We start from the raw sequence: 18,813 nt of genomic DNA, 5'->3' as shown, positions 1-18,813 counted from the left end.
GGTGCGGCGCCCGCTGCCACCACCGCTCTACCCCGCTGCTTCCCGGAATTTTCATGTCCCTCGCGTCCGCCGGCAACGGCTTCAGTATCCTGCGTCACCGCAATTTCGCCTGTTACCTGTCCGCCCGCGTGCTGGGCACCGTGGCCGTGCAGATGCAAAGCGTGGCCATCGGCTGGCAGGTGTACCAGATCACGGGCAGCCTGTTCGACCTGGGCCTGATCGGCCTGGCGCAGTTCGCGCCCTTCCTCGTGCTGATCTTGCCGGCCGGCCACGTGGCCGACCGCTACAACCGCCGCAACATCATCGCCTGGTGCCTGGCGGCGCAGCTCGCCTGCGCGCTGGCCTTGCTGGCGTTTACGTTAAGCAGTATTTCCATCGTCTGGCCCGTGTTTGCCGTGCTGGTGCTGTTCGGCAGCGCGCGCGCCTTCATGATGCCGGCCACGCAAGCCGTGCTGGTGAACATGGTGCCCACGCAACACTTCAGCCGCGCCGTCGCACTCAGCTCGTCGAGCTCGCACGTCGCCATCATCCTGGGACCCACCCTGGGCGGCTTGCTGTATTACTTCGGCCCCAAGGTGGTGTATTTGATCTCGTCCGCGCTGCTGGTGCTGTCCGTGCTGCTGATGCGCGCCACCACGCCGGCGCCGCAAGTGGTGCAGCGCGCCCCCGTCAGCTGGCATACCCTGCTCGAAGGCTTGCGCTTCGTCTGGTCGAAACCCATCGTGCTGGGCGCCATTTCGCTCGACCTGTTTGCCGTGCTGTTCGGCGGCGCCACGGCCCTGTTGCCGGCGCTCGCGCATGACGTGCTGCATATCGGCCCCGGCGGCCTGGGCCTGCTGCGCACGGCACCGGGCGCCGGCGCCGCCCTGTGCTCGATCGCGCTGGCCATCTTTCCCATCACGCGCCGCGTGGGCGCGTGGATGTTCGGCGGCGTGGCCGTCTTCGGCCTGGGCACCCTGGTGCTGGGCAGCACCAGCTATTTCCCGCTGGCGCTGGCGGCGCTGTTCCTGATGGGCGCTGGCGACATGGTCAGCGTCTACATCCGCCACCTGCTGGTGCAGTTCGAGACGCCCGACGAGATCCGCGGCCGGGTCAGCGCCGTGAATGCCGTCTTCATCGGCGCCTCGAACGAACTGGGCGAATTCGAATCGGGCCTGACGGCCGGCTGGTTCGGCCTGGTGCGCGCCGTGCTCTTCGGCGGCGCCGCCACCCTGGCCGTGACGGGCGTGTGGGCCGTGCTGTTCCCCGTGCTGTCGCGCATGGACCGCTTCCCCCACCACGAAAAGGAAACGGCCGCCAGAACGGCCACCGCAAGCGCAAGCTAAGAGCTAAGATGCGCTATTACCACTGCGAACTCGCACCATGAAAATCACGCTTCCCTTGCACAGCTTCATCCGCAGCCGCCCCCACCTGAGCATGGCCACGGCCATCGGCGTGGCGGCCGGCCTGCTTCTGCCCTCGTCCTGGCAAGAGATGACGCGTTTGCTGACGGCGTGGAATGTCGCCGTCTGGTTCTACCTGGCGACGATGGCCTGGATGATGATGCGCGCCAACCATCACAAGGTGAAGGTGATGGCCGCGCGCCAGGATGAGCGGGCCACCACGGTCCTGTCGGCCCTGTCCGTCGCATCCGTGATGAGCCTGGTCGCCATCGTCTCGCAACTGTCTTCGATGAAAGACATGGCGCCGGACGAGCGCGCGCTGCACTACGGCTTGACGATCCTCACCCTGGTCGGTTCCTGGTTTCTCGTCGGCACCCTGTTCTGCTTCCACTATGCCCACCTGTATTACCAGGCCGACCCCGCGCTGCGCCCCCTGAAGTTTCCCGACGACGAGCAAAACCCCGATTACTGGGATTTTCTGTATTTCGCCTTCACCATCGCCGTGGCCGTACAAACGTCGGACGTGTGCGTACAGACGCGGCTGATGCGGCAGATCGTGCTGGGACAATCCGTGCTGAGCTTTTTCTTCAACCTGGTCGTGCTGGGACTGTCGATCAATATCGCCGCCGGCCTCATCAATGGATAAAGCTGACTCGGCTTAAAAAGATTCTGCGAGGAAACTTGACCTGGCTGAAGGGTTAAGCTCATCTTAATCGTGCGCACCCTCTTGAAATACCAGAAAGAGGAGTAAGATAAGTTCCATGCACAGAGGTCATGTGCATGAGGCAGCAACCAGGCCGCAGCACGCCTGAGATGGGTTTTTTTTGAATTGACAGGAGTAAGCATATGCAAATCAATATTCATACCGACAGCACCATCGCCAACACCGCTGGACTGAACGAACATGTGCAATCCGTACTTGAAAGCGCACTGAACCGCTTCCGCGACAACCTGACCCGCATCGAAGTCCACATCAGCGACACGAATGGCCCGAAAGGCGGCGCTGACGATATCCGCTGCGTCATGGAAGCACGCGTTGCTGGCTATCAACCGATTGCCGTGACCGAACAGAACGCCACCGTGCATCAATCCGTTGCCGGCGCCACCGACAAACTGAAACGCGCCATCGATAGTGCCCTGGGCCGCCTGCAAGACAGCAAGCGCCACGCCACCGGCAAGAATGCCGTGATCGATACGGCTGAAGCGGAAGAAACCGCCGAGTAACTCCCCCACTGCAGCATTCTTCAGAGACCAAGGCAGCCGTTCAAGGCTGCCTTTGCACATCCGCCCCGCCTTTCGCGCGCGGCAACAAGAATGCCAAAACCGGCAGCATTCCAGCGCATGGACGCGAGAATGAAATAATTGTCGTATTTCCCACAGTAAGTGACATCAAGCAAGCCTTTGCCGTTACAGCCAAGGCCGCTTTACGCTATCATGAAGATACCGGTCCTCTGCTCGCGCGCACCGGCTTTTTGAAAGTATGATTGTGGAACAGATCGGCAATTTCGGCGCTTCAGGCTGCAACATCGGCGATTTACAGCTATTTAGCGATGCTGCGGACAGCCAGACGGCCGCCATGCTCGCGCCCTGCCCCGTCATGCGCCTCGAAGCGGGCGAAGCCATTGCCGACAGCCAGGGCACCAGCCTGTACATCGTCCTGCGCGGCTCGCTGGCCGTGGCGGCCGACACCCACACGGGCATGGATGACGGCACCGTCAGCAAGGTCTTGCCCGGCGAAAGCGTGGGCGAACAATCGGTGCTCGATGAAGCGAGCAACCTGGCCGCTATTTCCGCCCTGGAAGAAACCGATTTGCTGGTGATCGACGCGGCCGTCGTCTGGGAATTGATCGAACAATCGAACGGCCTGGCGCGCAACCTGCTGCGCTTGCTGTCCTTCCGCATCCGCGCCGCCAATGCCCTGCTGCGCCGGCGCCAGAAACTGGGCGAATTCTACCGCCAGTTGTCGATGGTCGACAGCCTGACAGGCCTGTACAACCGCGCCTGGCTGACCGATTTACTGCCGAACATGATCATCACCGCCCACGCCAGCGGCTCGCCACTGTCGCTGGTGATGATAGACCTCGACCATTTCAAGCGTTTCAACGACACCCACGGCCACCAGGCGGGCGACCAGGCGCTGCGCATCGCCGCGCAAGTGCTGGGTGCTGCCCTGCGGCCGACGGATTTTGCCGTGCGCTATGGTGGCGAGGAAATGATGGTGATTTTGCCCGATACCAACGAACACGTGGCCCTGCGGGTCGCCGAGCGCCTGTGCGAACGCATGCAGCACGCCGTCATCTTCGCCGACATGCGCAGCGCGCTGCCGCACATCACGGGTTCCTTCGGCGTGGCCAGCCTGGCGGCCGAACAGGACGATGAAGCACTGATCGCGGCCGCCGACGCGGCGCTGTACCGCGCCAAGGCTAACGGCCGCAACCGGGTCATGCTGTAGCTCAGGCAGCCTTGCTGTCGGCCGGCTTGGCCGCGTCATCCTTCTTGCTGCTGTGCGCGGCGATGAAATCCGCATAGCCCTTCTGCACCAGTTCGTACGTCTTGTCGATATTGCCGGCGATATCGCCATTCAGTACTTTCAAGCCGTCCAGGATGTCGCGCGCTTCCTTGAAGCCTTTTTCCATGCCGCCGCTGATGGTGTCCATGAACTTGGTCAGGGCCGCATCGTCGTCCATGCCGGGATTCTGTTTTTTGAACGCGTCAAAAAAACCCGTCGACAGCGACACGATGCGGCTCGCCGTCGCTTCGGCGCTATTGTCTTGCGAGGCGGCGTTCTGGATCGCATCGTCGCCGTACTGAGCCTTCAGCGCTTCATTGATATTCGTGATGGCCGTCTTGTACAGCAGCGCCAGCGGTTCGTTTTCCGAACCGATCGAGACATTCAGCGATGCCTGCATGATGGACGCGTTCAACTGCAGCTTGCTGCGCTCGTTCACGCTCATTTCAGTGTTGACGCCGTCCTTTTTCTGGACTTTATCGTCCTTGCCGGCAACGCCCGTACTGACGGAAGTCACGGAAGGGGTGGAATTGCCGCTTGCGGCGATGGGAATTGACACGATAGACCTCCTTGAACGGGCAATATATGCCACCATGCGGGAAACGCCATGATGACCATCCTCTCATGTAGTATCGGCAGGTTTTCAGAAAACTGTAGCAGCGACGCTTTGAGCGGCCCAGATAACCAATTCAGCAACGATATCAATGACTACCCAGACTTTCCTTTGGCACGACTACGAAACCTTTGGCGCCCAGCCGCGCCGCGACCGCCCGGCCCAGTTCGCCGCCATCCGCACGGATGCCGAACTCAACGAGATCGGCGAGCCGATCATGCTGTATTGCCAGCCTGCAAATGATTTCCTGCCCGATCCGCAAGCGTGCCTGATCACGGGCATCACGCCGCAGCAATGCTTGCAGCTGGGCGTGCCCGAACACCAGTTCGCCGCCACCATCGAAGCGGCCTTTTCGGAACCGGGCACCATCGGCGTGGGCTACAACACCATCCGTTTCGACGATGAAGTCACGCGTTTCCTGTTCTGGCGCAACCTGATCGACCCGTATGCGCGCGAATGGAAAAACCATTGCGGCCGCTGGGACATCCTCGACGTGGTGCGCATGACGCACGCGCTGCGCCCGGAAGGCATGCAATGGCCGAAGCGCGACGATGGCCAGACCAGTTTTAAACTGGAACACCTGAGCAAGGCCAATGGCCTGGTGCACGAAGCGGCGCACGATGCGCTGTCCGACGTGCGCGCCACCATCGCCCTGGCCCGCCTGATCCGCGAAAAGCAGCCGAAACTGTTCGAATTCTGCCTGGCCCTGCACAAGAAGGACAGGGTCGCCAGCGAAATGGGCATGCACCTGGCCGCCGCGGAGCGCCAGCCCTTCCTGCACGTGTCCGGCATGTTCCCCGCCGAACGGGGCTGCCTGGGCGTCGTCTGGCCGCTGGCCACGCACCCGAGCAACAAAAATGAAATCCTCGTCTGGGATTGCGCCTACGATCCGCGCGAACTGTTCAGCCTGGACGCCGACACCATCCGCACGCGTTTGTTTACGCGCAAGGAAGCCATGCCGGAAGGCATGACGCGCCTGCCCGTGAAAAGCGTACATTTGAACAAATCGCCCATGCTGGTCGGCAATTTAAAGACCCTGTCGCCGGCCATGGCCGCGCAATGGGGCATCGACGTGGATGCGGCGAAGGTCAACGCGCAGCTGGCCGCGACGGCGCCGAACATGGATGCCATCTGGGCCGAAGTGTTCCAGCGCCCGGGCGCGAACGTGGCGCTGGACGTGGATGAAGATTTGTACAATGGTTTCGTCAGCAACGACGATCGCCGCCTGCTCGAATCCTTGCGCCGCGACACGCCGGCCAAGCTGGCCACGGCCCGCCCCTCGTTTGCCGACGAGCGCTTGCAGGAATTGCTGTTCCGCTACCGCGCCCGCAATTTCCCGCAAACCCTGAGCGAAGCGGAAAGCCTGCGCTGGGAGCAACACCGCGCCGCCCGCCTGTTCGACGGCGACGGCGGCGCCCGCACCATCGAGATGCTGTTTACGGAAATCGACGTGCTGTCGGAATCGGTGGATGAGCGGGGAGAAGAAATTCTCGGTGAACTGTACGATTACGCGGAGATGGTCGCGCCCATGCGCGACTGAAGGACCACGCCGGGTAGGTCGGATTAGAGGGGCAAAGCCCCGCGTAATCCGACAACATTGTTGACGTTACCGGTGTTGTCGGATTACGCGGCGTCGCCGCTAATCCGACCTACGCCGCTAATCCGACCTACGCTGCGCGGTGTTGATTGATCGCATCGCGCGTCTCAATCGCCACGCGGCGCGCCGCGTCGGCGAAATCTTCGCCCGTCTGCGGCGTGGCGTAGATGATGGCGCGCGACGAGCTGATCATCATGCCCATGCCGTTCGCCGTCTGGCCCGCGCCGACGGTCGCGGCGATGTCACCGCCCTGGGCGCCGATGCCGGGCACCAGCAGCGGCATGTCGCCGACGATGGCGCGCACTTGCGCCAGTTCTTCAGGGAAGGTGGCGCCGACGACGAGTGCGCACTGGCCATTCTTGTTCCATTTCTCGGCCACCAGGCGCGCCACGCGCTGGTACAGGGGCACTCCGTCCGTGTCGAGAAATTGCAGGTCCGAGCCGCCCGCGTTCGAGGTGCGGCACAGGATGATCACGCCGCGGTCTTTCCACGCCAGGTAGGGATCGAGCGAATCCTCGCCCATATAGGGATTGACGGTGACGGCGTCGGCGCCATAGCGCTCGAACGCTTCGCGCGCGTATTGCGTGGCTGTCGCGCCGATGTCGCCGCGTTTCGCGTCGAGGATCAGGGGGATGTGCGGATAGTTCTCGCGCACGTAGCGGCAGATGTCTTCCAGCTGCTTTTCCGCGCCCAGCGCGCCGAAATAGGCGATCTGCGGCTTGAAGGCGCAGGCCAGGTCGGCCGTGGCGTCGATGATGCGCGTGCAAAAGGTGGTGATTCCATCAGGCAGATCGCGCAGTTCGGCCGGCAGTTTCGCCAGGTCGGGATCGAGTCCCACGCACAGCAGGGAATTATTGGCCGTCCATGCGGCGGATAATTTATTGATGAAATTCACGGCACACCTTCTCTATATTCAGTTGCAAACCCCGTATTGTAACGCGGCGCGGTCCTGTCAAGTCAGCCGGTGGCGGCGGCCGGCGCTGATTAAACCGACATCGCGGGCCGTTTCAGGTATATTTGCCGCATCCCTTTTACTCTGCACGGAACCCATCATGCAAATCACCAAACAATTCACCCAATGGCTGCGTCTGACGCTGAGCATCACCGTCCTGGCCGGCATCCTGACGGGCTGCGGCTACAACGACTTCCAGAGCAAGGATGAAGCCACCAAGGCCGCCTGGGGCGAAGTGGTCAACCAGTACCAGCGCCGCGCCGATCTGATCCCCAACCTGGTCAATACCGTCAAGGGCTATGCCACGCACGAGCGCGAAACGCTGGAAGCGGTGACCAAGGCGCGCGCCGCCGCCACCAGTTTCCAGATCACGCCCGAAGTGCTGAACGACCCGGCCGCGTTCGAGAAATTCCAGCAAGTGCAGGGCCAGCTGTCGTCGGCCCTGTCGCGCCTGATGGTAGTGTCCGAGAAATACCCGGACCTGAAGGCCGATACCAGCTTTCGCGACTTGCAGTCGCAGCTGGAAGGCACGGAAAACCGCATCACCGTGGCGCGCCAGCGTTACATCGTCGCCGTCCAGGATTACAACGTGCATGCGCGCAGCTTCCCGAACAACCTGACGGCCATGATCTTCGGCTACAAGGTCAAGCCATCGTTCACGGTGGAAAATGAAAAAGCCATCTCGACCGCACCGACCGTCAACTTTGGCAAATAAGATGAAAGCCTGGTCCTACCTCGCGGCGCTGGCGACGGCGCTGCTGCTGTGGACGATGGCGCCGGCCGGCGCACAGGGCTTGCAGCCCGTGCCGCCGCTGGTGGCGCGCGTGACGGACAACGCCGGCATGCTCGATGCGAAGCAAAAAGCGGCGCTGGAAGGCGTGCTGGCCGATTACGAAGCCAAGACGGGCAGCCAGATCGCCGTGCTGCTGGTCAAGAGCACGGAACCGGAAGCCATCGAGCAATACAGCATCCGCGTGACGGATGCCTGGAAGCTGGGCCGCAAGGGCGTCGATGACGGCGTGCTGCTGATGGTGGCGAAAGACAACCCATCCTCGCTGCGCCGCCTGCGCATCGAAGCGGGCCGCGGCGTGCAGGGCGTGCTGACGGATGCGCAGTCGAAACGCATCCTGCAAGACGTGATCGCCCCGCATTTCAAGCAAAACGACTACTACGGCGGCCTGGTCGCTGGCGTGGGCTCGATTGCCACTCTGCTGAACCAGGAGCAATTTCCCGCTCCGGCCCAGCAAAAGGCGCCGGCCACCGTGGAAGCGGGCGGCCTGACCTTCTGGCTGCCGCTGCTGTTCTTCGGCTTTCTTGTGCTACTGACCGTGTTCCGTTCGCGCGGCGGGCCTAACCGGCTGCAGCGCGGCAGCAACTGGTCCAGCGGCGCCACGGGTGTCGTGCTGGGCAGCATTTTGAGCCAGGCGCTGAACAACCGCGGTGGTGGCGGTGGTTTTGGCGGTGGCGGTGGCGGCGGTGGTTTCGGTGGCGGCGGCGGCGGTTTTGACGGCGGCGGCGCCTCGGGAGATTGGTAATGACGAAACAACTGACATTCGGACAGCGCTGCGGACGCGCTTTAAAACATTTGCGCGGCACGCCGGCGACGGCGCGCCAGGCGTTTCCAGAACGCACCCTGAAAGCCATCGAGACGACGATTGCCGGCGGTGAAGCGATGCACCAGGCGGAAGTGCGCCTGATCGTCGAGGCGGCATTGACACCAGGCATGGCCTACCAGGGCGTGAGCAACCGCGAGCGGGCGCGCGAACTGTTCGCCCAGTATGGCGTGTGGGATACGGAAGATAACGTCGGCGTGCTGATCTATATCAACCTGGCCGAGCACCAGGTCGATATCGTCGCCGACCGCAACGTGGGCCGCCGCGTCACGCCGGAACAGTGGCAAGGCGTATGCCGCACCATGACCCGGGGTTTCAAGGATGGCAATTACCACGACAGCACGCTCAATGCCTTGCAGCAGTTAAATACCCTGCTGCAAAGCCACTTCCCCGCTGATGGCACGCGCGGCAACCAGTTGCCGAACGAACCCATCCTCCTCTGATTCCTTCCCGCCGAGGCGATTACATGAAACTAGTCAATAAAACCGCCATCGTCACGGGCGCCACGCAAGGCATCGGCCTGGCCTGCGCCACCCGCCTGATCGCCGAAGGGGCGCAGGTGATGTTGGTCGACATCAAGGAAGAAGGCGCGCAGGCGGCCGCCGCCCTCGGCCCGCAGGCGCGCTTCTTTTGCGCCGACGTCAGCCAGAAGGCGGACGTGGACGCCATGCTGAAGGAAACGCTGGCGCAGTTCGGCCACATCGATATCCTCGTCAACAATGCGGGCGTGACGCACGCGGCCGATTTCCTCGATGTCTGCGAAGACGATTTCGACCGGGTCATGCGCATCAACCTGAAATCGATGTTCCTGTGCGGCCAGGCCGTGGCGCGCGAGATGGTCAAGCGCAACAGCGGCTGCATCATCAATATGTCCAGCGTGAATGCGGAGCTGGCGATCCCGAACCAGGTGCCGTACGTGGTGTCGAAAGGCGCCATCAACCAGCTGACCAAAGTCATGGCCTTGAATCTTGCCTCGCATGGCGTGCGCGTGAACGGCATCGGGCCGGGCACCATCCTGACGGAACTGGCCAAACAGGCGGTGCTGTCGAGCCCCGAGGCGCGCCACACGATCCTGTCGCGCACCCCATTGGGCCGCTGCGGCGAACCGGAAGAAGTGGCCGGTATCGCCGCCTTCCTGGCCAGCGACGACGCCACCTACATGACGGGCCAGACCATCTATGTCGATGGCGGACGCATGGCGCTCAACTACACGGTGCCCGTGAAAGAGTGAAACAAGCGAGTTATATCAAAAAATAATAATGCATATCCAAAAAGATCATTAGACACATATCGTGCGACGCAGCATAATGCACCTGTCTCCACTATTCTCCTCCAAGAAAATAGTTTTAAGCCCGCTTTCACCAGCGGGCTTTTTTTTTGCTGTCACTCCTGAAACATGGTCATTCTTGCCACGATGCCCAATCTTCCCGGTCATTCTGCCTGCCGAAAAAAAATGTTGCGGCGTGTCATCAGCCCGTCATGTTCGCCCCCTATACTTGCTTCATCTGCTGTACAGGCAACCGATATGCCTGACTACAGACAGGTGTGCCGCGATGGCACACCACTCCCCTTTCATGACCGTGGCGGGCGCAGGCAAGGCGCGCGACATGGTGAGCACCGAGCAACTCTCAACTCTTGACCCATTTCATTTGGGTTTTTGGCCCGCGTCCCCGCGGGCCTTTTTTTTTGCCTGTCCATTAAGCTCTTGCGCAAAAACATGGTGACCCGCCACGCGCATGATATTGTGACTGCCTTTCCACCGTCCTGACGCACCATGCCTGCACCCTTGCCCGAACTCTGTTTTGCCGACCGCCACGCACGCCTGCGCTACCGCACGGCCCTGGTGTTGTATACCCTGGTGATTTTGATCGGTGACATACCGGGCATACGCGCGGACGTGGGCCAATATGCGTCGGGCGGCGTGCTGCATTCCGTCGGCTATGGCGTGCTGGCCCTGATCCTGTTCAGCGGCACCGGCGGCGGCATGGCGCGCCGCGCGCTGCTATCGGTACTGATGGTGGCGGCCATGGGTGCGCTGGACGAGTTCATCCAGAGTTTCCTGCCTTACCGCCGTGGCGCTGTCAGCGACTGGGTGGTCGATATCACGGCCGCGGCGGCGGTCTGCCTGCCGCTGTGTTTCCTCTGGCCCAAAATGGTCGCGTCTGCCCTCGGCAAGGGAACGCCGCAACCGAATGCCTGAATGCGGCATGACCGCCAGTCAGGCGCGGTCCGCTTCGCTATCCTGCAATGCCAGCGGCAACTGCCCCTGGCTGCGCGCGCCAAGGCGCCGCATCAGGGCGCGCGTCTCGCGCCGGCTGCCGGCCCCCATGGCGCGTGCCGCATCGCGCTGCATGTCCAGCAACTGTTCCGAGCGCGCCAGCCGCACCAGGCCATGCAAGGCCTGCGCCAGTACATGGCGCGCACGGGCATCGCGCGCAGTGCCAGCGACGGCCAGCACCAACTCATCGATCAGTTTTTCGGTAGGACCAGATGACATTTTTTCTCCCGATTCAACAGTGAGGAATCGTGCGGCCGCACGACCTAGTGATTACCAGCATCGTTTATACCAAGCACGGTAATTCAACGCTTGATCTGGCTCAATCGCTGATGACGGCAGCAGAACATCCCGGCGCCGCCATGCTCTTACATGCAGCCATCGCTGCTATCCGCATCACCGCGGGTACCGATCCTGAGTGTTCGACCATGAGGAGACCAAGATGAGATCGAAAATAACCCTGCTGCTGGCCGGCCTGGCCTGTACCTTGCTGGTGGCCTGTCATTCCACGGACAGTACCAGCCTGGCCCGCAGCAATAGCGGCGAGACCTATGCCGCACCGGCCGGCACTGCGCCGCAAAGCAGCATGCCGGCCAGCAGCATGCGCGGCGATACGGATCAGTCCGGCATGAACATCAGTTCAGCGACGGTGCAGTCGATAGTAACCGTACCGCGTGGCATGGATCAAGGCAGTGCCGACATGCAGGCGGGCACATCGGGCACCGCCGGCAGCACCTCGGGTGCGGCCGGCAATATGCTATACCGCGTCACCTTGCGCCTGGACGACGGCACGACACGCACCTTCATGCAAAATACCCAGCCCGCTTTTCAGATCGGCGAGCGGGTCAGCGTGCAAAAAGGCGTGATGCAGCGCTATTGACAGGTGCCGGGGCTTGCCGGGGCTTGCCGGGGCTTGCCGGGGCTTGCCGGGCCTTGCCGATCCCTGCCGATGGCTACTGCACAGGGCCGCATCAGGCCAAGGCCAGGGTCAGCGGGCGGCTGCGCCCCTGCACCATGGCCGAGGGCCAGGCCGGGTCATGCGTCAGGTTGTGCAATTGGTTGCCGTCGAGCAGAAAGGTGTCTTCCACCGTGCTGCCGGGCAGACTCGGGTGGAAGGCCAGCGCCATGCCCCGCTTGAGGAGGATTTCCGTGTGCGCGCCGGCCGCCACTTCGGGCGCCAGGTAGCCATGGATGCCGCCCTGCCGGCTGGTACGCACCGTATCGGGCTGGCCTGCAAACGCGTAAGCGCTGTCGAGCGCGTGATACACCATGCTCAGCGCATGGCCCGTTTCGCAAGCGTCGAGCGCCACCGCTTCCAGCGCCAGCATGGCGGCATCGGCATCGTCCATGGCCACCGCCGCGCCATCGGCGCGATGCTGCGCCGGGCCGAAGCGGCGTTGACGAGTGAGGCTGGCGCACAGGCCGAAACGCCGCGCGCACAGGGCCAGTACGACTTGCGTGCCCAGCACCTCCTGGGCCGCCGGCGCGCGCCGATACCGCTGCTGGCGCTGCTCGCCGCTGACCAGCACATGCACGGCCTGCAAGCCCCGCAGCCACAGCGCGCGCACGCAGGCGGCAGCCAGTTCCTGCTCGCTCCAGTCGGGGCGAGCATGGCGCAGCGCATCGGCGGCCGCGCCGGCAGCCAGCTGCCCCACCTGGCGATAGCGCTGCTGCTCCGATTCCAGCAGCACCAGCCGCTCTTCGCGCAGGGCCACGGGCAGGTTGCGCTCGTGCAAGCCTGGCCGGTCGGACAAGACAGGCGCACCACCGGCCGCATGCTGCACGAAATGCTCGCGCAACTCATACAGCTGCGGCTGCATCCAGGGCGACACTTGCCACGTCCATGGCCCGCGCACTTCTTCCTCGCGCATGCGCATGGCTTCGGCTTCGTCGGTCAGGATATAGGCCGCGTCGCGCGTCACGAGCACTTCCGCGCAGCCGCACTCGGCCGTATGGCTATGGCTGTTCGACGCGCCCGCCGTGGCCCACGCAAACCAGTCCACGCCCCGCAGGCGCACGGCACCGGCACGTTCCTGTTCCAGCCAGCCCCGCATCTGCGCCAGCTTGTGCGCCACTTCCAGTTCCAGCGGCCAGTTCATGACCGCCCCTCGTCCGGGTTCAGGCGCGGCACCACCCCGCCTGCCCTGCCTGGCGCCAGCCGGGCTTCCTGTTGCTCATGCATAGCTGCTCCCTTCCTATATGGAAACGTCAGACCCGCATGCGCATAAAAAGTTCGGCGCCCGGATTCGTCTCAGGCTTGCAGTCTATGACTTCCGTCTATTTTTACAAGCAGCTATTTCGCCAGCGCGATCAAGACAGCCGTGTACATTTGCAAGCTCAACCGCAGCTGTTTTTCCGGGATGAACCCGGGTTTGCCGGCACCAGCGGGTATTGCGCATCGATGCTGATGTTCACCTGCGGCGGCGCATGGGGTTTTCAGGAACGGTTGCAACGCTTCCCCGTCCATGCCTCAGACTTAGAACCTATCCCAGTAGATGAATACATCCCCTGCTGGCGCCCCTCAGAAGCGGGGACTGCGTTGTTCGTCGTTGCGTGGCTCGCCACGCGTCCTCCTCACGCCTTGTCCGCGCTCCTGATGCGCTGCCAGCAGAAGACGCTCCCTACTGGGATAGGCTCTTATACACACCCCTTTAAAGGTGTACATTGACAGCCCCGTCTTTTAATACCCGTGCCGTTGATACGTGGCGTCTGGCAACAGCACCGGCCACGTAGCCTTTTTTCGCTGTTTTTTTCGGGCCGCGAGGGTGTTTGCGCAGCGTTTTTGGTTTGGCGTAAGCGGCAATCTGAAGCAGTAATTTGCTCAGCTCTGATGCACACATGGCGTCGTAGCGCCGCCATGCTTTGGTTGGCACAGCCATCACCATGCCGGCATAGTGCGCTCGTACCTCCACGGCCACATAAAACGGCGATAGCTCAATGCCGCTGGCAACCAAGTCATGCGCGGTGCTTACCGCGCGCTGCAAGACAGTCAGCACGTTATAGGCCAGGATCGCGGTGCCGAACGCGAACAGGGCTGCGCGCGGGTGTCCGAGAGTCTTGACTTCACTGTGCAAGACCGATTCGAGCCGCTGGAACATTGTCTCGATCCGCCAGCGCTTGCTGTATAGGCGAGCAATGGCACGTGCGCTGAAATGCTCTTTTGGTAGATTCGTCAGTAATCGGAGCATCATTTCGCCATCGTCAGTGGGCTTGTAAAGTTGCAGTTCAATACGACGTAATGCTACCTTCTGTCCTGTAGCTCCAGGGATGGCAACGCACTGTTCAAAGACGGCGCCGGTCGCGATTCTCCCTCGATATGTCAGCTCGTCGAGCGGTGCCGGATTGGGCGTACGACCGTGCTCACGCACGATGAAGGCACACCCACGGCGATCCCATTCGGACAGGATCATGCGCGTGCTGAAGTTGCGATCAGCAATCCACAGGTCGCCCGGATGCGAACGCTCTAGTAGCGGCGGCATCACGGCGCGTTCCTGCGAGTGTGCATCTTCGCAAGGCTCCATATCGACGACCAGGCCCGAATCAGGGTCATACACCACAAGGGACTGGCCAGGCAATGCGGCGCCGCGAAAGGCGCGTAAAGGCTTCAACCGCTTTTCGCTTGCAGGCAAATGGTTACCGTCCACGATTCGGGTGCGGTAACCCGGAACCAGCGGTGCATTCCCCTGCAAAAATGGCGTGATCACATCTCCAAGGCGCTCGACGCTGCCGGTGACCAGAGCCCGTACCAGGTTCGGCTCGGTATGCTTGACCTTGTCATATAAAGCTTGCACCGAAACAGGCAAATCAGGGTAAGCCTGCGCTGCAGCGTGAAGCGATGGCCGCAGCCCAACTGCGACCACGGACATCAGTTCGACTGTCGTCGAGAACAGTAGCTCCCTCTGGTATTGGGCGCCACGTTCACGCTCGAAAAGTGCATCGACCCAAGCAGGGTCGAGGGCACGTTGCAGCGCCAGCCTTGCCATTACAGTCAGCGGGCTGATTTTTGCGCAGTGCGATACCACAGCATTCATCATCATGGCAGTTTCCTCCTATCCCAGTTAGATGATGTTTGCGACAAAGAGTGCAGGTTTTATCTCATCTGTGACGACGCACCTTTAAAGGGGTGGCTCTTATACACGTACAGCCCAATGCGCTTGCTCAGCGGCACCTGTTTACCCTGGATCGCGTTCATCGCCTAGCGAGTTTTTTACCGATCAGTACGCAAATTCCCGATTCGCATTATCATGTGCACAGCCTGTCTTCCCCGCCATGCTGCCATGGGTGCCCCTGCCAGCGTCAGGGGATAGACAAATCGTCCATTGTGATTTTCCACCACGTCCCGATATCGCTACCATGATTCCATTTTCCATACTCGACCTCGCGCCCATCGCCGAAGGCAGCAACGCCAGCCAATCGTTCAAGAACACGCTGGACCTGGCGCAGCACGGTGAACGCTGGGGCTACAACCGCTACTGGCTGGCCGAACACCACGGCATGCCCGGCATCGCCAGCGCCGCCACGGCCGTCGTCATCGCCCATGTGGCGGCCGGCACGACAACCATCCGCGTGGGTGCGGGCGGCGTGATGCTGCCGAACCATTCGCCGCTGGTCATCGCGGAACAGTTCGGCACACTGGAAGCGCTGCACCCGGGCCGCATCGACCTGGGCCTGGGCCGCGCGCCCGGCTCCGACCAGACCACGGCGCGCGCGCTGCGCCGCGACCTGCAATCCGACGCGGAACAGTTTCCGCAGGACGTGCTGGAATTGATCGACTATATGTCCGACGAGCCGCGCCAGCGCGTGCTGGCCGTGCCCGGCAAGGGCGCGAAAGTGCCCGTGTGGATACTGGGTTCGAGCCTGTTCGGCGCCCAGCTGGCCGCCCACCTGGGCTTGCCGTATGCGTTCGCCTCGCACTTCGCGCCGCAGATGATGCTGCAAGCGGTGGCGTATTACCGCGACCACTTCAAACCTTCCCAACAATTGGCCAAACCGTACGTGATGCTGGGCTTTAATGTGTTCGCCGCCGACACGGATGCCGAGGCGCACCTGCGCGCCACCTCGATGCAGCAGGCGTTCGTCAACCTGCGCACGGGCCGCCCGTCGCGCCTGCAGCCGCCCGTGCCCGGTTATCTGGAGCAGCTGGGCCCGCAGGAACGCGCCATGCTCGACTCCGTGCTGTCGTGCACGGCCATCGGCGCACCGGACACCGTCAAGGCAAAGATGGCTTCCTTCATCGCCGAAACGGGCGCCGACGAGCTGATGATCACCTCGCAAATTTTCGAGCACCAGCACCGCCTGCGCTCGTATGAAATCACGGCGCAGGTGCATGCGCAACTGGCGCAGCAGCAGTAAATCTTCCTCCCTCGGTATATCCCCGTATACCCTTTTCCCGGCCGTCGGCAACGATCGCCGGGATTTTTTTGCCTGCAACATTTACCGGCTTACCTTATACGAAATCAATCGTTCCATCGGCGTCAGGCGGCCTCTATGATGTTTCTCGTTGAAACAGCCGTTACCACGGCTGGACCGCCATGGCGCGCCCTGGCGGCGCACTGATTCTCCGCCCCTGCTACCAGCACCGGGCACCACGCAGCATCACCCTCTCCATTTTCCATGGCCACGCCGGCCAGGCCGCGACACGCCTGTCCGCATGAGCTGACCGCACCTTTGACATGAAAGCAGACGCAATGAAGCAACGACAGGCAGCGCAAGGCTACCGGACACTGAGCCTCTTCACCACCCTGATGCTGGGTGCAGGCCTGCAGGCGCAGGCGGCAGGCGATACGGCAGACGCGGCGGCGGAATCGGCTGCGGCCGCGGCCGGCCCAATCGCCGTCATCACCGTCAACGGCGACCGCGCCCCGGTGGAGCGGCTGGCAGCGGGCGCCCTCGGTGCGCGCTCGGACCTGGAAACGCCGTTTTCCACGGCCCAGGTCAGCAGCGCGCAGATCGAGGACCGGCAGATCAAGAGCCTGGGCACGCTGTTTGCCAGCGACGCTTCGGTGGCGTCGAAAGGCGGCACCTACACGCAAAGCGCCTACGCCGTCAGCGTGCGCGGCCTGACCCTCGATTTCACCAACGGCTACAAGATCGATGGCCAGCCCTTCCAGATGTATGGCGTCGAACTGCCGCTGGAAATGTTCGAATCGGTGCAGCTGCTGAAAGGCGCCACGGGTTTTTTGTACGGCTTCAGCGCGCCGGGCGGCATCATCAATTACGTCTCGAAAAAACCCGTCGAGCATCCCCTGTTCAGCGCCGACATCGGCTACACGGACAGTGGCGTATTCAGCCAGCATATCGACGTGGGCGGCCGCGCGGACGAGGATGGCCGCTACGGCTACCGCGTCAACCTGTCGCAGGAACAGGGCGAAACGTACAACGGCGCCGATCTGCGCCGCAAGGCGGGCGCGCTGGCCGTCGATGCGCGCCTGCAGCCCGGCCTGACCTGGAGCGCACAGCTGCTGTACCAGGAACGCGACTTGCAAGGCGGCGTGCCGACCATGTCGCTGGCCGTGTTTCCCGTGCGCAGCGCCCTGCCCGCTCCCGTCAGCGGCAAGCGCGACTTGGGCGCCTATGCCAGCACCTATTATGATTCGACCATGTGGCTGGCCAGCACGGCGCTGGCGTGGAAGATCAATAGCGACTGGCAAGCCAATGTCAGCTATGGCCATACGAAAAAGCGCATCGACAGTGCCTATGAAACGCTGTATCTGACGAGCCAGTCGGGCGGCTACAGCAACCGCCTGAACCCGTTCTACGCGCCCACGCTGACGTATGACTCGCTGCAAGGCATGCTCGAAGGCAACGTTCACACGGGCGCCATCGTGCACAAGATCGCCGCCGGCTTCAATTATCAGACGCTGGACCGCACGCTCAACGTGACGCCGTCGCTGAGCATTTTCAGCGGCAAGACCACGGGCAATCTGTACCAGGCGCCGCCCGTGCTGGTCGATACCTCGAACGTCAACCGCCAGGCCTTCTACACCATTTCCGACTACACGCAGAAATCGGTTTTCCTCAGCGATACGGTGGCATTCGCGCCGCACTGGTCGCTGCTGGCGGGCTTGCGCTACATGGACTACGAGAACAACAACTTCGCCGCCAGCGGCGCGCGCACCAGCCACTATCACAAGAAACCGCTCACGCCGACCGTGGCCCTGCTGTACCAGCCCTCGGACACGCTGACCGTGTACGGCAATTACGTGGAAGCGCTGGAAGACGGCGGCACCGTATCGAATGTCTACGCGAATGCGAATACCGTACTGGCCCCGCTGAAAAGCAGGCAAGTGGAATTCGGCCTGAAGGCCGATCACGCAAAATGGGGCGCCAGCGCCGCCTTGTTCCGCATCAGGCGCGGCGCCGCCTACGCCGATTACAGCAGCAACAGCCAGGGCATTTACGTGCAGGGCGGCGAACTGCGCTACCAGGGGCTGGAGCTGAACGGCCGCGCTGACCTCACGCGCGACCTCGAAGCGACGGCCGGCGCCACCTGGCTCGACGCCACGTACCAGGCCACCAGTCCCGCCATCGTCGGCAACCGCATCGAAAGCACGCCGCGCTTCCAGGCGGCGCTGGGCGTGAACGCCAAGGTGCGCGCCGTGCCCGGCCTGTCACTGCATGCCAACGCCAGCTATGTGGGCGCGCAGGCGGCCAACAGCGCCAATGCCTGGAGCGTGCCGGCCGTCACCCTGGCCAGCGCGGGCGGCGCCTACCGCAGCCGCGTCGGTGAAAACGCCGTCAGTTACCGCCTGGAAATCAGCAACCTGACCAACCGCAGCTACTGGAATTCCACCGGCTCGAACGCGCTGCAGGCAGGCGCGCCGCGCACCATCTCGCTCAATGCCCGCATCGATCTTTAAATCCTGGAAAGCT

19 protein-coding genes are annotated in these 18,813 nt (G+C 62.6%); 14 read left to right on the top strand and 5 right to left on the bottom strand.

The features are described from left to right. Positions 1–53 precede the first annotated feature (53 nt). From C8C92_RS07260 to C8C92_RS07245, 4 genes are all read left to right on the top strand, one after another. Positions 54–1,325: an MFS transporter gene (locus C8C92_RS07260; RefSeq protein ID WP_116743399.1), complete on the top strand. Its 1,272-nt coding sequence runs from the start codon at positions 54–56 to the stop codon at positions 1,323–1,325. 37 nt (positions 1,326–1,362) lie between these two features. Beyond that, a complete protein-coding gene (locus C8C92_RS07255; protein ID WP_099760383.1) occupies positions 1,363–2,028 on the top strand; it encodes a DUF1345 domain-containing protein in 666 nt (221 codons plus the stop codon). 200 nt (positions 2,029–2,228) lie between these two features. After that, positions 2,229–2,606: an HPF/RaiA family ribosome-associated protein gene (locus C8C92_RS07250; protein WP_034781728.1), complete on the top strand. Its 378-nt coding sequence runs from the start codon at positions 2,229–2,231 to the stop codon at positions 2,604–2,606. 262 nt (positions 2,607–2,868) lie between these two features. Next, a complete protein-coding gene (locus C8C92_RS07245; RefSeq protein WP_099764259.1) occupies positions 2,869–3,834 on the top strand; it encodes a GGDEF domain-containing protein in 966 nt (321 codons plus the stop codon). A 1-nt stretch (position 3,835) separates the two neighbouring features. On the opposite strand, the gene C8C92_RS07240 is transcribed toward C8C92_RS07245, so the two are convergent. Further along, a complete protein-coding gene (locus tag C8C92_RS07240) occupies positions 3,836–4,450 on the bottom strand; it encodes a DUF5610 domain-containing protein (RefSeq protein WP_243420137.1) in 615 nt (204 codons plus the stop codon). A gap of 145 nt (positions 4,451–4,595) precedes the next feature. Here C8C92_RS07240 and sbcB point away from each other — a divergent pair, with 145 nt between their 5' ends. Continuing rightward, positions 4,596–6,044, top strand: a complete 1,449-nt coding sequence (gene sbcB / locus C8C92_RS07235) for an exodeoxyribonuclease I (RefSeq protein ID WP_116743398.1) — start codon at positions 4,596–4,598, stop codon at positions 6,042–6,044. Positions 6,045–6,171: 127 nt separating this feature from the next. Here the strand turns inward: sbcB and pyrF are convergent, their stop codons facing one another. Further along, positions 6,172–6,996 carry an orotidine-5'-phosphate decarboxylase gene (pyrF, locus tag C8C92_RS07230; RefSeq protein ID WP_116743397.1) on the bottom strand — a complete coding sequence of 275 codons (825 nt, stop codon included), beginning with the start codon at positions 6,994–6,996 and terminating at the stop codon, positions 6,172–6,174. A 157-nt stretch (positions 6,997–7,153) separates the two neighbouring features. On the opposite strand from pyrF, the gene C8C92_RS07225 reads away from it, so the two are divergent. From C8C92_RS07225 to C8C92_RS07205, 5 genes are all read left to right on the top strand, one after another. Further along, entirely contained in the window at positions 7,154–7,768 is a 615-nt protein-coding gene (locus C8C92_RS07225; RefSeq protein WP_243420136.1) for a LemA family protein, read from the top strand. A gap of 1 nt (position 7,769) precedes the next feature. Next, positions 7,770–8,588, top strand: a complete 819-nt coding sequence (locus tag C8C92_RS07220; protein ID WP_116743396.1) for a TPM domain-containing protein — start codon at positions 7,770–7,772, stop codon at positions 8,586–8,588. Then, entirely contained in the window at positions 8,588–9,109 is a 522-nt protein-coding gene (locus C8C92_RS07215; protein WP_116743395.1) for a TPM domain-containing protein, read from the top strand. The genes C8C92_RS07220 and C8C92_RS07215 overlap by 1 nt, the downstream gene beginning before the upstream one ends. 23 nt (positions 9,110–9,132) lie before the next feature. Next, positions 9,133–9,897 carry an SDR family oxidoreductase gene (locus tag C8C92_RS07210; RefSeq protein WP_071079108.1) on the top strand — a complete coding sequence of 255 codons (765 nt, stop codon included), beginning with the start codon at positions 9,133–9,135 and terminating at the stop codon, positions 9,895–9,897. Between the two features lie 543 nt (positions 9,898–10,440). Beyond that, the gene (locus C8C92_RS07205) at positions 10,441–10,866 is read left to right on the top strand and encodes a VanZ family protein (protein WP_243420135.1); all 426 of its coding nucleotides are present in this window, start codon (positions 10,441–10,443) and stop codon (positions 10,864–10,866) included. A gap of 18 nt (positions 10,867–10,884) precedes the next feature. Here C8C92_RS07205 and C8C92_RS07200 read toward each other — a convergent pair whose 3' ends face one another. Next, a complete protein-coding gene (locus C8C92_RS07200) occupies positions 10,885–11,163 on the bottom strand; it encodes a hypothetical protein (RefSeq protein WP_099760390.1) in 279 nt (92 codons plus the stop codon). A 220-nt stretch (positions 11,164–11,383) separates the two neighbouring features. Here C8C92_RS07200 and C8C92_RS07195 point away from each other — a divergent pair, with 220 nt between their 5' ends. Further along, complete coding sequence (locus C8C92_RS07195; protein ID WP_116743394.1) at positions 11,384–11,821, top strand: hypothetical protein; 438 nt, start codon at positions 11,384–11,386, stop codon at positions 11,819–11,821. A gap of 91 nt (positions 11,822–11,912) precedes the next feature. On the opposite strand, the gene C8C92_RS07190 is transcribed toward C8C92_RS07195, so the two are convergent. After that, positions 11,913–13,040 carry a M24 family metallopeptidase gene (locus C8C92_RS07190; protein WP_116743393.1) on the bottom strand — a complete coding sequence of 376 codons (1,128 nt, stop codon included), beginning with the start codon at positions 13,038–13,040 and terminating at the stop codon, positions 11,913–11,915. Positions 13,041–13,207: 167 nt separating this feature from the next. Between C8C92_RS07190 and C8C92_RS27170 the strand changes: the two genes are divergently transcribed. Further along, on the top strand, positions 13,208–13,609 hold the full coding sequence (locus C8C92_RS27170; RefSeq protein WP_133250709.1) for a hypothetical protein: 402 nt from the start codon (positions 13,208–13,210) through the stop codon (positions 13,607–13,609). Here C8C92_RS27170 and C8C92_RS07185 read toward each other — a convergent pair. Further along, positions 13,593–14,924: an IS4 family transposase gene (locus tag C8C92_RS07185; RefSeq protein WP_099764462.1), complete on the bottom strand. Its 1,332-nt coding sequence runs from the start codon at positions 14,922–14,924 to the stop codon at positions 13,593–13,595. The genes C8C92_RS27170 and C8C92_RS07185 overlap by 17 nt on opposite strands. A gap of 370 nt (positions 14,925–15,294) precedes the next feature. Between C8C92_RS07185 and C8C92_RS07180 the strand changes: the two genes are divergently transcribed. Further along, the gene (locus C8C92_RS07180) at positions 15,295–16,293 is read left to right on the top strand and encodes an LLM class flavin-dependent oxidoreductase (protein ID WP_116743392.1); all 999 of its coding nucleotides are present in this window, start codon (positions 15,295–15,297) and stop codon (positions 16,291–16,293) included. A gap of 335 nt (positions 16,294–16,628) precedes the next feature. Beyond that, entirely contained in the window at positions 16,629–18,800 is a 2,172-nt protein-coding gene (locus C8C92_RS07175) for a TonB-dependent siderophore receptor (protein WP_165829307.1), read from the top strand. The last annotated feature ends 13 nt before the right edge of the window (positions 18,801–18,813 follow it).

This window comes from Janthinobacterium sp. 78 (assembly GCF_003096775.1).
In the GTDB taxonomy this organism is placed as follows: domain Bacteria; phylum Pseudomonadota; class Gammaproteobacteria; order Burkholderiales; family Burkholderiaceae_D; genus Janthinobacterium; species Janthinobacterium tructae.
Note: the sequence above shows the minus strand (reverse complement) of the source record. Positions and strands in the feature narration are given on the sequence as shown.

Coding starts and splice junctions, on each gene's coding strand:
- C8C92_RS07260 (WP_116743399.1), top strand. CDS start 54: ATGTCCCTCGCGTCCGCCGGCAACGGCTTCAGTATCCTGCGTCACCGC.
- C8C92_RS07255 (WP_099760383.1), top strand. CDS start 1,363: ATGAAAATCACGCTTCCCTTGCACAGCTTCATCCGCAGCCGCCCCCAC.
- C8C92_RS07250 (WP_034781728.1), top strand. CDS start 2,229: ATGCAAATCAATATTCATACCGACAGCACCATCGCCAACACCGCTGGA.
- sbcB (WP_116743398.1), top strand. CDS start 4,596: ATGACTACCCAGACTTTCCTTTGGCACGACTACGAAACCTTTGGCGCC.
- C8C92_RS07225 (WP_243420136.1), top strand. CDS start 7,154: ATGCAAATCACCAAACAATTCACCCAATGGCTGCGTCTGACGCTGAGC.
- C8C92_RS07220 (WP_116743396.1), top strand. CDS start 7,770: ATGAAAGCCTGGTCCTACCTCGCGGCGCTGGCGACGGCGCTGCTGCTG.
- C8C92_RS07215 (WP_116743395.1), top strand. CDS start 8,588: ATGACGAAACAACTGACATTCGGACAGCGCTGCGGACGCGCTTTAAAA.
- C8C92_RS07210 (WP_071079108.1), top strand. CDS start 9,133: ATGAAACTAGTCAATAAAACCGCCATCGTCACGGGCGCCACGCAAGGC.
- C8C92_RS07205 (WP_243420135.1), top strand. CDS start 10,441: ATGCCTGCACCCTTGCCCGAACTCTGTTTTGCCGACCGCCACGCACGC.
- C8C92_RS07200 (WP_099760390.1), bottom strand. CDS start 11,163: ATGTCATCTGGTCCTACCGAAAAACTGATCGATGAGTTGGTGCTGGCC.
- C8C92_RS07195 (WP_116743394.1), top strand. CDS start 11,384: ATGAGATCGAAAATAACCCTGCTGCTGGCCGGCCTGGCCTGTACCTTG.
- C8C92_RS07190 (WP_116743393.1), bottom strand. CDS start 13,040: ATGAACTGGCCGCTGGAACTGGAAGTGGCGCACAAGCTGGCGCAGATG.
- C8C92_RS27170 (WP_133250709.1), top strand. CDS start 13,208: ATGACTTCCGTCTATTTTTACAAGCAGCTATTTCGCCAGCGCGATCAA.
- C8C92_RS07185 (WP_099764462.1), bottom strand. CDS start 14,924: ATGGCAAGGCTGGCGCTGCAACGTGCCCTCGACCCTGCTTGGGTCGAT.
- C8C92_RS07180 (WP_116743392.1), top strand. CDS start 15,295: ATGATTCCATTTTCCATACTCGACCTCGCGCCCATCGCCGAAGGCAGC.
- C8C92_RS07175 (WP_165829307.1), top strand. CDS start 16,629: ATGAAGCAACGACAGGCAGCGCAAGGCTACCGGACACTGAGCCTCTTC.